The 14,491-nt window shown below is 72.9% G+C and carries 13 protein-coding genes; 5 read left to right on the top strand and 8 right to left on the bottom strand.

From position 1 onward, the window contains the following. The first annotated feature begins 19 nt into the window (after positions 1–19). The 3 genes from ACQPZ4_RS38330 to ACQPZ4_RS38340 are packed head-to-tail and all read left to right on the top strand — an operon-like array spanning position 20 to position 2,302. A complete protein-coding gene (locus tag ACQPZ4_RS38330; RefSeq protein ID WP_433047278.1) occupies positions 20–532 on the top strand; it encodes a hypothetical protein in 513 nt (170 codons plus the stop codon). Between the two features lie 37 nt (positions 533–569). After that, entirely contained in the window at positions 570–1,655 is a 1,086-nt protein-coding gene (locus tag ACQPZ4_RS38335) for a sensor histidine kinase (RefSeq protein WP_433047281.1), read from the top strand. Beyond that, complete coding sequence (locus tag ACQPZ4_RS38340; protein WP_433047284.1) at positions 1,652–2,302, top strand: response regulator; 651 nt, start codon at positions 1,652–1,654, stop codon at positions 2,300–2,302. Before ACQPZ4_RS38335 ends, ACQPZ4_RS38340 begins: the two co-directional genes overlap by 4 nt. Positions 2,303–2,406: 104 nt before the next feature. Here the strand turns inward: ACQPZ4_RS38340 and ACQPZ4_RS38345 are convergent, their stop codons facing one another. The 3 genes from ACQPZ4_RS38345 to ACQPZ4_RS38355 are packed head-to-tail and all read right to left on the bottom strand — an operon-like array spanning position 2,407 to position 5,405. Continuing rightward, on the bottom strand, positions 2,407–3,756 hold the full coding sequence (locus ACQPZ4_RS38345; RefSeq protein ID WP_433047287.1) for a nitronate monooxygenase: 1,350 nt from the start codon (positions 3,754–3,756) through the stop codon (positions 2,407–2,409). An 8-nt stretch (positions 3,757–3,764) separates the two neighbouring features. Beyond that, positions 3,765–4,436 carry a SanA/YdcF family protein gene (locus ACQPZ4_RS38350; protein WP_433047290.1) on the bottom strand — a complete coding sequence of 224 codons (672 nt, stop codon included), beginning with the start codon at positions 4,434–4,436 and terminating at the stop codon, positions 3,765–3,767. A 45-nt stretch (positions 4,437–4,481) separates the two neighbouring features. Beyond that, positions 4,482–5,405, bottom strand: a complete 924-nt coding sequence (locus ACQPZ4_RS38355) for a carbohydrate kinase family protein (RefSeq protein WP_433047293.1) — start codon at positions 5,403–5,405, stop codon at positions 4,482–4,484. 49 nt (positions 5,406–5,454) lie between these two features. On the opposite strand from ACQPZ4_RS38355, the gene ACQPZ4_RS38360 reads away from it, so the two are divergent. Together ACQPZ4_RS38360 and ACQPZ4_RS38365 are read left to right on the top strand one after the other, a co-directional pair. Continuing rightward, positions 5,455–7,404: a substrate-binding domain-containing protein gene (locus tag ACQPZ4_RS38360; RefSeq protein WP_433047296.1), complete on the top strand. Its 1,950-nt coding sequence runs from the start codon at positions 5,455–5,457 to the stop codon at positions 7,402–7,404. 49 nt (positions 7,405–7,453) lie between these two features. After that, the gene (locus ACQPZ4_RS38365; protein WP_433047299.1) at positions 7,454–8,806 is read left to right on the top strand and encodes an extracellular solute-binding protein; all 1,353 of its coding nucleotides are present in this window, start codon (positions 7,454–7,456) and stop codon (positions 8,804–8,806) included. Positions 8,807–8,896: 90 nt separating this feature from the next. On the opposite strand, the gene ACQPZ4_RS38370 is transcribed toward ACQPZ4_RS38365, so the two are convergent. The 5 genes from ACQPZ4_RS38370 to ACQPZ4_RS38390 form a co-directional block, all read right to left on the bottom strand. Next, positions 8,897–9,682, bottom strand: coding sequence for an alpha/beta hydrolase (locus ACQPZ4_RS38370; protein WP_433047302.1), 786 nt, complete (start codon positions 9,680–9,682; stop codon positions 8,897–8,899). Positions 9,683–9,718: 36 nt separating this feature from the next. Further along, positions 9,719–10,426 (bottom strand): class I SAM-dependent methyltransferase, encoded by a 708-nt coding sequence (locus ACQPZ4_RS38375; protein WP_433047305.1) that lies wholly within the window; start codon positions 10,424–10,426, stop codon positions 9,719–9,721. Positions 10,427–10,498: 72 nt separating this feature from the next. Next, positions 10,499–11,164, bottom strand: coding sequence for a response regulator (locus ACQPZ4_RS38380; RefSeq protein WP_433047308.1), 666 nt, complete (start codon positions 11,162–11,164; stop codon positions 10,499–10,501). Beyond that, positions 11,161–12,360: a sensor histidine kinase gene (locus ACQPZ4_RS38385; RefSeq protein WP_433047311.1), complete on the bottom strand. Its 1,200-nt coding sequence runs from the start codon at positions 12,358–12,360 to the stop codon at positions 11,161–11,163. The genes ACQPZ4_RS38380 and ACQPZ4_RS38385 overlap by 4 nt, the downstream gene beginning before the upstream one ends. Positions 12,361–12,370: 10 nt before the next feature. Then, on the bottom strand, positions 12,371–14,359 hold the full coding sequence (locus ACQPZ4_RS38390) for a polysaccharide deacetylase family protein (RefSeq protein ID WP_433047314.1): 1,989 nt from the start codon (positions 14,357–14,359) through the stop codon (positions 12,371–12,373). Positions 14,360–14,491 lie beyond the last annotated feature (132 nt).

Consider the following 14,491-nt stretch of genomic DNA (forward strand, 5'->3'; position numbering starts at 1 on the left):
GATCCATACCTTCATGGACATGAACACGACCACGCTGCTGATCGCCGTCGCCGCCATCGTCCTCGTCATGATCCGCCGGTTCGCGGGCGAGCCCCTCGAGGCCCGCCGCCTGATCGTCGTGCCGGTCGTGCTGCTGCTCATCGGCGGGTACTCCATCTCGCAGGTCGACTTCGCCACCGCGGTGCAGCACCCGGTCGTCGACGGCGCCGTGCTGGGCGCCGGCGCGGTCCTCGCGGTGCTGGGCGGCGTCGTGCGCGGTCTCACGGTGAAGGTCTTCGTGCAGAACGGCCACGTCTGGTACCGCTACACGCTCGTCACCATCGCCGTGTGGCTCGGCCTGATCGTGCTGCGGGCCGGCCAGACGTTCGCCGGGCGCGCCCTGCACGCCGACTCCGCGCTGCTCACCGCGGGCCTGCTGGTGATCCTGGGCCTGAGCTTCCTCGGCGAGGCGGCGATCGTCGGGCGGCGCGCGATCGCCACCGGTGCGCCGTTCGCCCCGCGCGGTGCCCGCCGTGCCGCCCGCCGTGGCTGATGCCTCCGCGCCGCCCGGCGTGGCTGACACTGGTGCGGTGTTCGAGTTTGTGACGCCCCAGCGGTTGTACCGGTACCGCCAGCTGCGCAGCCTGGTGATCCTGGTCATCCTGACCGTCGCGATGTTCCAGGACGACCCCCGGCCCGGCACGTCCGGCCGGGGGCTCGTCCTGCTCTGCGGCGTCGTGCTCGCCGCTTCGGCGTGGGTGGCGATGACGTTGCGGGTGGGGGCGCCGCGCTGGCAGCCGTACACCGTGGGCGCCTGCATGGTCGTGGGTGTCGCCCTCACCGTGGCCCAGCACGGGGGCATCGCCGGCTGCTACGCCCTGGCCGCCGTGACGGTCGCGACCGCCTCGCTGCCGTTCCGCACCGCCGCGATCATGACCGGCACCGGCGCCGTGCTGCTGGCCGGCACGCACGCGATCCTCGGCGCCCCGCTGGAGACCGTCGTCATCTGGGCGGGCGCGATGCTGCTGATCCTGCTGCTGGGTACGATCCGCCGCGAGCGCACGGCCAGCGCGGCCGCTCTTGCCGACGAGCAGGCCAAGGCGGCCGCGCTGGCCGAACGGGCCCGCCTGGCCCGCGAGATCCACGACGTGCTGGCCCACTCGCTGTCCGCCCTGTCGCTGCAGCTGGAGACGGCCGCCGCCCTGCTGGAACGCGACCGGGCGGCGGACGCGGCCGTCATCGTCGACCGCGCCGGCCGCCTGGCCCGGGACGGCCTGACGGAGACGAGACGCGCGGTGAGTGCCCTGCGCGGCGACCCGGTGCCGCTGCCGGAGCTCCTGCGCGAGCTGACGGCGGACCACGAGTTCTCGCTGGTCGGCGCCCCGCGCGACTTGGGCGCGGAGACGGGGCTGGCGCTGTACCGGACGGCCCAGGAGGCGCTGACGAACGTGCGCAAACACGCCCCGGGGAGCGCTGTTGCCGTCCGGCTGGAGTACGGCGCTTCGGACGTCCGCCTTTCCGTGCGCAACTCGGGCCCGGCGGGTCCGCCGACGACGGGGCTGTCTTCCGGGTACGGCCTGACGGGCTTGCGTGAGCGCGCCGAGCTGGCGGGCGGCACCTTCGCGGCCGGGCCAACGGAGGACGGCTGGCTGGTGGATGTGAAGATGCCAGGGTGACGATCCGCGTTGTCGTGGCCGACGACCAGACCGCCGTACGCGAGGGTCTGGCCCTGATGCTGAGCCTCCTGGACGACGTGGAGGTGGTCGGCGAGGCCGCGGACGGCGAGGCGTGCCTGGAGCTGGTGGCGCGGTTCAGCCCTGACGTGGTGCTGATGGACCTGCGCATGCCCCGGCGCGACGGCGTGTCGGCGACGGGCGCGATTCGCGCGTCGCACCCGGGCACGCGGGTGGTGGTCCTGACGACGTACGCGGACGACGACCACATCCTGGCCGCTCTGCAGGCGGGCGCCCTGGGGTACCTGACGAAGGACGCGGGCCGAGTGCAGATCGCCCAGGCGGTGCGGGCCGCGGCGGCGGGCCAGTCGGTCATGGATCCGCAGGTACAGCAGCGCTTGCTGGCCGCGGCGGTGCAGGGTGGCGCGGCTCCTGTTGTCGCGGCGGCTCCGGTTGACGGCTTGACGGCTCGGGAGACCGAGGTCCTGAGTTTGATCGCGTCAGGCCTGTCGAACCGCGAAATTGCCGAACGACTTTACGTCTCGGAGGTCACTGTCAAGTCACACATCAATCGCTTGTTCGCAAAGATCGGCGTACGGGACCGTGCGCAGGCAGTTCGCTATGCCTACGAGCGAGGCCTGGCTTCGTGATCGGCTACTGCTGGTGACGGCTTGTCGCGGAGCGTGATGCGGGCAAGATCCAACTTTTTCGACTTGGGTAGGATGAGGGATAGAACGAGCCGCCCCGCCCGGACCTATGCCTTCGACGCCAGCCCAACGAGAGCCGCCCCGGCCGGACCAGCAGCGGCGAACCGGAACCCGGTGCCGGCCCAGAGGTTCACGCGCTCGCGGTCCCCGGCTTGCGCGGCGGCCTTGCGCAGCGGCGAGGTGAGGTAGTGCACGGCGGGGTACCCGGCCGGCGCCGCCTGGTGGTGCCGCTCGGTGAACCCGTTGCGCAACGCCCTGGCGGGCCGCCCGCTGAACGCCCGCGTGAGGAGGGTCGCACTTCGATCCACAGTGGACTGAGGGGCTTGGGGATTGACGCCTTCGCCGCGCCCAGCATCGCCCGCACGACCCGAACCTGCGGCCGGCCTCGCCGGCGCCACGCCTGCACCCGCGGCCGGGCCGGTCGGCGCCACACCCGAACCGGCGGCCGACCCCGCCGGCGCTGCGCCTGCACCCGCGGCCGGGCCAGTCGGCGGCGCACCCGAACCGGCGGCCGACCTCGCCGGCGCCATATCTGAACCCGCGGCCGGGCCGGTCGGCGCCACACCCGAACCTGCGGCCGACCCCGCCGGCGGCGCGCCCGAACCCGCGGCCGGGCCAGTCGGCGGCGCGCCTGAACCCGCGGCCTCCGCCAGTGCGGCCTTGTGTACCGCCGACGCGCCGCTCTCGTCGGTCCGCAGCAGCGCGGTGCCCACCATCACGGCCTGTGCGCCCGCGGCCAGCGCGGCCGTCACGTCGTCGGGCGTGCCCACCCCGCCTGCGGCGATCACCGGCAGCGCCGCCTCCGCCAAGATCGCGCGTACCAAATCCGGCAAATCCGCATTTTTCGGCATATTTCCGGGCGAAAACGTACCCGAGTGCGCCCCGGCCGCCGCGGACTGGATGATCAAGCCGTCCACGCCCAGGTCAGCCGCCGCCCGGGCCTCCACTGTGGACGTTACCGTCTGCAGGACCACGGTGCCGGCCCGGCGCAGCGACGCGACCACCGCGGCCGGCGGGAGGGCGAACGTGAAGGACACGACCGGCACCGGGCGCGAGATCAGCAGGTCGATCTTGGCGTACCAGTCGTCGTCGTGCTCCACGATCCTGGCGGCGGTCAGGTCCAGGCCAAACAGTGCGGCATCCGGCTGCAGGCGCTGCGCGTACGCGCGGAACTCCGCCGGGTCCACCGGCACCGGGTTCGGGGCGAACACGTTCACCCCGAACAGGCCGTCCACCTCCGCGATCCGGGCCGCCAGATCAGCCGCCGACAAGTAGCCCGCGGCCAGGAAGCCCATCGAGCCCACGCTCGCCGCGGCGCGGACCAGGGCCGGCGTCGTCGGGCCGCCGGCCATGGGAGCGGCCAGAACAGGAAGCTCGGTGCCCAGCAACGGTGTCACAACACCGATTATCCCTGGTTCAGAGCGTCCTGCACCGACGTCTCGCGCCGGCCCAGAAAGACCGGGTCGCGGCCCGTCAGGACGTCGAAGGCGGCCTTGTCCGCGGCGCCGTACTCGCGCATCGACGCCTTCAACCACGGCCCGCGGAACTTGGCCATCGTCGTGTCGCCCACCCCGGACGCGTCGACGCCCAGGTGGCGGCACAGGGCCACGGCCCGTTCCAGGTGGAAGGCCTGGGTCACGATGATCATCTGGTCCACGCCGAAGACGCGCTTGGCCCTTGCGCAGGAGTCGTAGGTGTCGAAGCCAGCGTGGTCCTCGATGATGCGGCCCGCCGGTACGCCGTGGGAGTTCAGCCAGAGCCACATGCTGCCCGGCTCGTCGTAGCCCCAGTCCATGTGGTCGCCGGAGACCAGGATGGCCTTGACCTTGCCCGCCGCGTACAGCTGCCGGGCCAGCTCCAGCCGCGCCTCCAGGAACGGCGACGGGGTGCCGTCGTCGTACACCTGCGCGCCGAGCACCATGGCCACCGGCGCGGCCGGGACCGTGGCGACGGTGTAGATGTGACCGTTCGCGGCGGTGCGAAGCCACATGCTGCTCTCGGCCGTGAGCAGGGCGCCCACGACCGCGGCGGCCAGGCCCAGCTTGAACAGCCGGGTGAGCCGGACACGCATTCGCATTCCCCCGAGGATCGCGCGCACGCACCAATTTACAACGTTGCGCCGTCAATCCGACACGCGCGGACCCCAGGTAGACGACGCCGAAGCCATACCCGCGGCCAGCGCATCGGAAGAGATCAGCTCCTCGTGCGTGCCCACGGCACCGCACGCGAACGCACCGGACACGGCCCCCGCCAAGGCGCACTCCGGCAACGGGCGGCCGTCGAGCCAGCGGCTCATGAAGGCGGTACTGAACGCGTCCCCGGCACCGTTCGAGTCGACCACCGGACGCGACGGCGCGGCGACCGGGTAGCGCGTGATCGTCGAGTCCGCCAGCACCCGGCAGCCCAGGTCGCCCTCGGTCGCGACCACGACCGACGCCCGCCCGCCGGCCGCGATCGCGCGCATCACGTCGTCGATCGCCGACGGTACCGCCGCGGAACTGAGAAACACGACGTCCGCCTCGCTCGCCATCGGCCGGGCCCAGTCGTCGACGCCGTTCCAGGCGTGCACGTCCGTCGAGGTCGTGATGCCCCGCGCCCGCGCCGCCGCCCACACGGCCGGGGTGCGGTCGGTGGCCACGTGCACGTGCGCGGCGCGCTCGACGAGCGGGAGGTAGAAGTCCTCCGGGAAGCGGTACCCGTCCGGGTGACGCCCGTCGAAGAAGGAGAACCGGCGACCGGCCGCGTCGACCAGGTTCACGCTGCGGGGCGTGCCGTTCGGCGCCGGGATGCTGACGTGGTCGAGGCCCACCGCGGCATACCGGGCCCGGATCAGCGCACCGAATGCGTCGTCGCCGAGCAGGTCGGCGAAGCGCGTGCGCAGGCCCAGCGCATGGAAGCCCAGCGCCACGCCGTTGCCCGAGTGGGCGACGTAGTCCCGGATCGGCGGCACCGACAGGACGTCGCTCGCCGGCAGCTTCAGCTCCGGCACGCGCACGATCGTGTCCACCCCGGCCCCGCCGAGCACCAGCACATCAAAGTCGGCCATCGCGAGAGCATAGACGGCGGCGCGGCACATCGAGGGGCATGATAGGACCATGGCCGACAAGGAGAAGGAATCCGCACGGCCGCTGGTTTCCATCCTCGTCGCGCTGTTCACCGGGGCCGGGATCGCCCTGCAGCAGCTCTCCACCGGACAGCCCGCGTCGTTCGCCCGGTGGGCCATGCTCATCGGCGGGTCGATCATCGGCGGGCTGGGCGGGCTGTTCGCGGCCGGGCTGTTCGAGTCGGTCCTGCACTGGTCCGGCGACGTCCTGCAGAAGCTGCGCATCTTCTTCGCCCCGAAGGTGCTCGGCTTCGTCGGCGGGCTGTGCCTGGTCGCGCTGGCCATCGGGTACCTCGCGCCGCCCACCGTCGATTTCACGAAGCGCTGGCTGCGCGGGTGCGACCGGCCGGCCGCGGTGCGGGTGCTCACGTCGCCGGAGCAGCTGGACGCGGTGCGGCAGCTCGCCGACGCCTACGAGTCCGCCACGGCCGCCGCCGACCACGGGTGTCCGGGCGCCGAGTTGTACGTGTACGCCGCGAAACCCGACGCCGCCCGCGAGGCGATCGGCAGCGGCTGGACGAACGACGCGCTGCGCCAGGTCGGGCCGCGGCCGGACGTGTGGCTGCCCGACTCCACCGCCGACGTCGACGCGGCGCGGGACGCGGCGGCGCGGTTCGCGGTACCGGTGCCGATCGCCGGGCAGCGGGTCATCGCCGCGTCCCCGGTGGTGCTCGGGGTGCCCGCCGCCGCGGTGCCCGACGACCTCGCCGCGCGCCGCGAGGAGCTCACCTGGAAGCAGCTGTGGGACGAGGTGGTCCGCCGCGGCTGGGACGTGGTGCGCCCCGACCCGTCGGTGTCCGGGGCGGGCTCGCTGGCCACCACGGTGCTCTACGACCGGACGAAGGCCGACGGGCCCGCCGCCCGCGCGATCGAGCAGCGCATCGAGCGCTCCCTGGACGCCGGCGGGTTCCCGCTCGCCGACAGCACCGAGCTGCTGTGCCGCAAGCGCGCCGGCGACCCCCGCCGGGCCGCGGTCCTCACCACCGAGCAGAGCCTCGTCCGGTACAACCAGGGCCTCGGCTGCGACCTCGGCACCGGCCCGCCGGACGCCGAGCAGGCCCTGGTCGCCTTCTACCCGCGCGACACGATCGGCGCCGACCACCCGCTCGTGCGCCTCGGCTGGGACACCACCGCGGCCGCGGCCACCGCCGCCGTGAAGGACTTCGAGAGCTGGCTCGGCCGCGACGACGGCAAGCGCGCCCTGGTCCGCACGGCACTGCGGCCGCCGCCCCTGTTCGACGTGGCCGACCCGCTGTCCGACCGCTTCGGCGCGCATGCCGGGATCGCCTTCGAGCGCCGCCCGCCGTCCCCCGAGACGATCAGGACAACCCTGCAGCGGTACTCCCAAGCCCGCCGCCCCGGCCGCATCCTCCTCGCCCTGGATGTGTCCGGCTCGATGTCCACCCTCGCCGACGGCCGCCAGACCCGGTTCCAGGTCGCCTCCGCCGGGGTCGGCAAGGCCCTCGCCCTGATGAGCGGCCGCGACGAGTTCGGCCTGCGGGTCTTCCCGAACACCAGGGACCTCGTGCCGCTGGGAAGAGCCGACGTGCCCATCGCCGGTGTACCGCGGGCCAAGGCCGCCACCGACGCGCTCGCCCAGGTCAGGCCGGGCGGCGACACGCCCCTGCTGCAGACCGTCGGCGACGGCGTGACCGACGCCGCGCGGGACCTCGACGAGCAGATCGCCGGCCTGGTCGTGCTCACCGACGGCAACGACACCAGCGGCCTCGACCCGGCGGGCGTCGACAACCGCGTGCACGACAAGGGCGTCCGCGTCTTCGTCATCGCGATCGGCGAGGCCAGCTGCGGCGCGTTCGGCCTGCGCGACATCACCGCGCACTCCGGCGGCGCCTGCTACGACGCCGCGACCGGCGACATCGGCGACATCCTCACGGACCTGTTCGGCCTGCTCTGGGGAGGCGAGCCCACGAATGACGGATGACCCAGCCACGCGCCCACCGAGGCCGCCCGCCAAAAAAGGGGACCCGCCGGTGCCGGGCGATCGGTCCACAGTGGAGCGAGCCGGGCGTTTCCTGGTCGCGGTCTGCGCGGGGGTGGCGGCCACGCTGCTCGTCACGCTCGTCGTCGCGCAGTTCCAGCCGAGCCACGACCCCGAGGACGGCGAGCTCGTCATCCTCTCCGGCCGCGACGACGGGTACGGCAACCAGCGCCAGGCCCTCGTCGACCAGTGGAACGCCCTGCACCCCCGCAACCAGGCCCGCATCGAGGAGCTGGCGGCGGTGGCGGACGCCCAGCGCAGCGAGATGGTCGCCAGGGCCCAGGGCGGCGGCAAGGGCGACGCCGACATCTACAACCTCGACGTGACCTGGACGGCGGAGTTCGCCTCCCAGGGGTACATCCGCGCCCTGGACGACCCCGACACGGGCGGGTTCCTGCCGGCGCCGCTGGCCACCTGCCGCTACGACGGCGAACTGTGGGCGCTGCCGTTCAACACCGACGCCGGCATGCTGTACTACCGCGACGACTACGTCGGCACCGCCCCCACGAGCTGGCCCCAGCTGGTCGCCGCGTCCCAGTCGGTCCTGACCGGCTTCGGCGCGATCCCCGAGAAGGACCGCCCCAGCGCCGGGTACGCGGGGCAGCTCGCCGACTACGAGGGCCTCACCGTCAACGCGCTGGAGGCGATCTGGGGCGCCGGCGGCGACGTGGTCGACGGCGACGGCACCGTGGTCATCGACTCCTCGGCCGCCCAGGACGGGCTGACCCGGCTCGCGTCGGGCCTGCAGAAGTCGACCCCGCAGGTGATCCTGCCCGCCTCGGCGACCTTCGACGAGGCGGCCGCGACCCAGGCCTTCGCCGAGGGCAAGGTACTGTTCATGCGCAACTGGCCGGTCGCGCACCGGACCCTCGACCCGCCGCCGGCCCTCGCGCCCGCGCCCGGCAGCACCCCCGGACCGGCCGCCAGCCCCGCCACCGACACCCGCCCGGCGCTGCGGTTCGGCGTCACCCGGCTGCCCGGCCCGAGCGCGCTGGGCGGGCAGAACCTCGCCGTCTCCGCCCACAGCCGCCGCCCGAACGCCGCCCGGCAGCTCATCGAGTTCCTCACCAGCGAGCGCAGCCAGCAGATCCTGTTCGAGCGGGGCGGGTTCGCCGCCACCCGCGAGATCGTGTACCGCGACGCCGAGGTCGTCCAGCGCTACCGGTACGCGCCCACGCTGCTCGAAGCGATCCGCTCGGCCCGCACCCGCCCGGTCACCCCGCACTACGCCCAGTTCTCCGAGACGTTCCGCGCCGTCGTCCGCGAGGCCCTGGCCAACGGCGGCCAACTCCCGGCCGACGCCAAGACCCGGCTGGAGGCCGCGCTGAAGGGCTACAAGCGCTGAGCCGTTCCGCGCCGTCGTCCGCGAGGCCCTGGCCAACGGCGGCCAACTCCCGGCCGACGCCAAGACCCGGCTGGAGGCCGCGCTGAAGGGCTACAAGCGCTGATCCGCGGCCCCGAGCACGATCTCGCTCAGGAAGCCGAGGCTCGCGGTACCGGACGCGAAGTACCCGTCGTGCCCGTCGACGCCGGCCACCGGTACCGACGAAGCCCCGAACGCCGGGTCGTAAGGATGCGCCCCGTGGCCCGCTCCAACCAGCCGCAGGCCCGGGATGCGGCGGGTCCAGTCGTTCGCGGCGGTGCCGGCCCACACGTGCGCGGCGGTGTGCAGGTCCGCCGCCCGCGCGACCCCCATGCCGGGGCTGCCCAGCGCGACGAGGTCGGTGACCCGCGGGTCGAGCCCGTGCGCGGCCAGCCCCATCACCGTCGAGCCGTAGCTGTGCCCGACGACGACGATCCGCTCCCCCGGCAGGCGCGCCACGAACTCGCGCAGTGCCGCCGCGCCGGCCGAGGCCAGGTCCTCGCGGGCGGCGTCGAGCCCCACGCCGTGCGGCGGGTGGTACCCGAGCCACGCCACCACCGCCACGCCCGTCCCGCCCCGCGCGGCGACCGCGTCGGCGAGCTGGTGCGCCTGCCAGGCCGGGGCCCGCCGCTGCACGCCGCCGAGGCCGCGGTCGAAGTTCGCCGCCGTCGTGTCGACGCCGGGCACCAGGACCACGACGGTGCGCGCGGCGCCCAGGTCGCCCACGATCTCCAGCGCCCGCCCGTCGGCGAGGCGGACGTCCTGGATCGGCAGCGGGGCCGGGACGGCCGGGGTGCGGGTGGGGCCGAAGACGGTGAGGGCGGCGGCGACGACCGGAAGCATCAGCAGCGTTCGCATGCCAGGCAAGCTATGAACGCGACCGGCCCCGGATCGTCATACCGGGGAGCCGTTCTCCGATCCCTCCACGGTACTGAAGAACGCCATCGGATCGTGCCGGCCGCTGTGCACCGGGGCCGAGAGGTGCAGGCGCCGCTTCACGCCGGCCAGATGGTCGTGCAGGTCGGGGTCGCCGTGCCGGGACGCGGTCAGGTGCGCGATCCGCCGCTCCCGCAGCCAGCCCAGCAGGACCGAACCCTCGCTGTTGGGCCAGGGCCGGCGGCCGTGGTAGATGTCGTGCACGGCCACGGCGACGCCGGGCTTGAGGCGGTCGAGGACGAAGGCGGTGTACCAGCGGGCGAATCCGGCGGTGTGCAGGGCGTCGACGAGGACGAAGCCGGGGTCGTCGGGGAGCTCGGCGGCGCGCACGTCGCCGTGCACGAAGCGCCAGCGGGTCCGGGTCAGCTCCTCGGGCAGGGTGCGCCGCGCGTGGTCGACGCGGTCGAAGGTGTGCAGCACCCCGTCGCCGTTGTCGCGCAGCGCCCGCAGCAGCCACGAGGTCGACCATCCGTGGTACGAGCCGATCTCGATCACCGTGTGCGGGCGCAGCGCCCGGACGGTGAGGTAGGCGATCTCCGCCTCGATGTCGTCGAGCTTGGGGTGCATGTCCCGCTGGGCGAGCAGTTCGCGCTGCTGCTCACGGGCGGCGCGCAGGTCGGCGGCGTGCTCGCGGTACCACTGGATGATCGTGTCCACGGAGTACATGGCGCGAAGGTAGGACGGCACCCGTGAGCCGGGCGTCCCTCCGCGGAGCCACGCACCCGTGCTACCGGGGTACTACTCCCCCGCCGTGACCACGCCGGCCTCGTAGGCGAAGACCACGGCCTGGGCCCGGTCGCGCAGGTCGAGCTTCTGCAGCACGCGGCTCACGTGGGTCTTGACGGTCTGCTCGGCCACCACGAGCGTCTCGGCGATCTCGGCGTTGGACCGGCCGCGGGCGATCAGCCGCAGCACCTCGACCTCGCGCGGGGTGAGCTCGCGCAGCTTGGCCGGCGGGCGGCTGGCGACCCGGGGCCGGGTGGCGAACTCCTCGATGAGCTTGCGGGTCACCGACGGGGCGAGCAGCCCGTCGCCGGCCGCGACCACCCGCACGGCGTTGACGAGCTCGGCCGCCGGGGCGTCCTTGAGCAGGAAGCCCGACGCGCCCGCGCGCAGCGCCTCGAAGACGTAGTCGTCGAGGTCGAACGTGGTGAGCATGAGGACCCGGGGCCGGTGCAGGCCGGGGCCGACGTCGAGCAGGCGCCGGGTGGCCTGCAGCCCGTCGAGGACCGGCATGCGGATGTCCATGAGGACCACGTCGGGGGCGCGCTCGCGGGCCAGGGCGACGCCCTGCTCGCCGTCGGAGGCGTCGCCGACGACGGTGAAGTCGGGCTGGGCGGCCAGCAGCGCGGCGAAGCCCTGGCGGACCATCGCCTGGTCGTCGACGATCAGGATCTTGATCATGCGTCCCCCAGGGGCAGTGTCGCGACGACCTCGTAGCCGCCGTCGGCCGCGGGCCCGGCCCGCAGGGTGCCGCCGATCGCGGCCGCGCGCTCCTGCATGCCCATCAGGCCGTGGCCGCCCTTGCCCTCGGCGGGCGGCGGGGTCCCGGCCGGCTCGTTGCGCACGAAGACCCGCAGCTCCGCCTTGTCGCGGAAGATGACGATGGCGACGGGCGCGCCGGCCGCGTGCCGGCGGGCGTTGGACAGCGCCTCCTGCACGATGCGGTACGCGGCCAGCCCCACGCCGGGCGGGACCTCGATGCCCTCGGCGGGCGAGTACTCGACCCGGACCCCGGCCCCGCGCGCCTCGGCGACCAGCCCGGCCAGCTCGTCCAGGGCCGGCTGGGGCTCGGTGAGCGGCACGGAGTCGTCGCGCAGGACGCCCAGCAGGCGGCGCATCTCGGTGAGGGCCTCACGTGAGGTACCGGCGATGGCCTGAAGCTCTTCGGCGACGGCCGGGGGAACGCCCTCGATGCGGTAGACCGCCGTCTCGGCCCGCACCGCGATGAGCGACATGTGGTGGGCGACGATGTCGTGCATCTCGCGGGCGATCCGGTTGCGCTCCTCGGCGATCGCCCGGCGGGCCTGCGCCAGCTCGGTGCGCTCGGCCTCCTCGGCGAGCTCGTGCTGGACCTCGCGGCGGCGGCGGATCTGGTCGCCGATGACCAGGATGGCCAGGACGAGCAGCAGCAGCGGGGCGACGTTGTCGGGGTTGACGTAGGCGATGACGAGCAGGGCGGCGCTGACGCCGACCCAGATCAGGATCGCCCGCCGGTGCCGGATGGCGACGACGGCGAGGATGAGCGGGAAGCTCAGGATCTGCACCGGCTGGAACGGCCACGGCGTGCCCTGGTCGATGTGCAGCACCAGGGTCGTGTAGATGGCCGAGACCCAGGCGATCCGCCAGGCCAGCAGCGGGCGGGTGGCGACCAGCGAGACCGGCGCGCCGATGAGTACCGAGCAGAAGATGATCTGGAACCAGTGCCGGGAGGCCGGCTCGCTGACGTTGCCCTTGTAGTAGACGAACGCGAGCAGCCCGGCCAGCATGCCGGCGACGGCACCGATGAGCGGCAGCGCCCGGCCGAGACGCGTCCTGGGGTGGACCGCGGGATCCCTGGCGGCGATGAGCCCCCACAGGCCGTTTGCGATCCACCCCACGAGCGCCATGCTATGCCAGCTGCGGGACCACCTCGTCCAGGGCCTGGTCGACGGTCAGCGCCTTGATGCCCTTGGTCTGGATCAGCTGCAGCTCCTTCTCCAGGTTCGCGGGCGTGACGGCGTAGGTCGGGTCCTCGGCCGAGGCGTCCACCTCGTGGTAGACGAGCACCAGCCACGACTTGTCCCGGACGGCCTGGTCGATCCAGAGCCCCACCTGGGCCGGCGTGGTGGTGTTGAGGATGTTCTGCACCTTGATGTTGTTCACGTCGGTGCTGTCCTTGGTGTTGTACCCCTCGTCGGTGGAGCGGTGCGAGCGGTAGTACTTCTTGCTCGTCGTGAGCACCGTCGCGTTGTACTCGCCGAACGGCGTGGCGAAGTTCTTGGCCACGCCCGGGCCGTACCACGCCTTGAGGTCCGCCTGGCTGTTCTTGAGCTCGGCGTCCACCTTGGCCGCGCTGAGCTGCGGCAGGTGCGGGTGGGTGACCGTGTGCGAGGCGATCTCGGCGCGGTGGTTGACCAGGTCGCCCATCTGCGCCTTGGTCATGTAGTCCGGGTACGTGATGGTGCTGGTGAGCAGGTAGAACGTCGACGGCGTCTGGTACTTGTCCAGCAGCGGCACGCCCGCGGTGTACTGCGAGCGCCAGCCGTCGTCGAACGTGAGGCTGACCAGCGCCCGGTTGAGCTGGGCCGGGGTGTACTCGGCGAGGCTGAAGTCGTCACTGGTGACCCAGCCGACCTTGGCCAGCACCTGGAACACGGTGATCTTGGTGGCGCCCACCGGCACGGTGTACTGCCCGCTGACCTTCGCCCAGGCCGAGGAGGCGGGGGCGGCGGCGAGGTACGCGTACTGCTCGGAGCCGTCGGCCATGGTGACCTCGACGTCGATCTCACTGTCCACGTTGGACTGGTACCAGTTGGAGTACTGGTAGGTCTTGCCCGGCGTGACGCCCACCGCGGCCGGGCTCCACTTCGAGTCGCCGCTGGTGTACTTCGTGATCTGCGTCTTCACCGCCCGGCTGCCGGTGTGCGCGCCCGAGCTCAGGTACGTGAACGCCGTCGTGTTCGTGCCCCACGTCGAGCTCTCCCAGCCCGACGGCGCGCTGCCGTTCGCGGTCTCGACCGACGGGTTGGCGATGAGGTTGCCCGGCGTCGTCGGCGGCGGCGTGGTCGTGGTGTTGTCGACCGTCACGGTCACCTTCGACGTGGCCGCGGTCGCGCTGGACGCGGTGCGGGCCGTCGCGGTGACGGTGTGCACGCCCTTCGTCGCCTGCTTGGTGTCCCAGCTCGCCGCGAACGGGGCCGCGGTGTCCTCGGCGCCCACGTCGACGCCGTCCACCGCGAACTTGACCCCGACGACGTCGGCGCTGGCGGTGGCGGTGAGCTGCTGGGTGCCGGAGACGGTGGCGCCCTCGGCCGGGGCGGTCAGCTTGACCGAGGCCGGCGTCGGGGTCGGGTCGGACGCGCCGGACTCCGCCATGAAGTACAGGTCGGTCTGCAGGCTGCCCTTCTTGGCCAACACGTGGTACACGGACGCCTTCACCGCGTCGGCGGGCGTGGTGAACTCGATCGAGAGCTGCTTCCACGCGGTCGAGACCGGGGCGTCGGCGAGCCACACGAACGTCTGCTTGCCGGCCGCGTTGGTGTAGACGACCTCGAGCGACGTGGCGACCGAGCCGATGTACCAGTCGGAGACGACGTACTTCGTGCTCGGCTTGACCGTCACCGGCGCCGCCATCCACTTGGCGTCGCCGGACGAGCGCGACGTCATCGTGATGGCGAGGCTGCGCTGGCCGTCCTTGCCGGTGTTCTGCCAGCTCGACGTGGTCTGGTTGGTGCCCCACTTGTCGAAGGTCCAGCTCGCCGGCCCCGAGCCGGCGGCGGTCTCCGCGGAGGGATTGCCGATGAGGTTCGCACCGACCGCGTAGGCCGTGACGCCGGGCAGCAACGTCGAAACGACGGCCGCGAGAACGGCGCCGATGAGTAATCTGTACAGCCGCACGTGTCGATACCCCAATCGTCACAGAAAGCAACTTCGGACGGGGTATCAGACCAATCGTCCCCATATCGCGTCAACGCAAAGTGGCGACGCGGTCACGACAGTTGCGGGAGAGCGCGCTCTTGACCAGCGCCG

The organism is Dactylosporangium sp. CS-033363 (assembly GCF_050942475.1).
In the GTDB taxonomy this organism is placed as follows: domain Bacteria; phylum Actinomycetota; class Actinomycetes; order Mycobacteriales; family Micromonosporaceae; genus Dactylosporangium.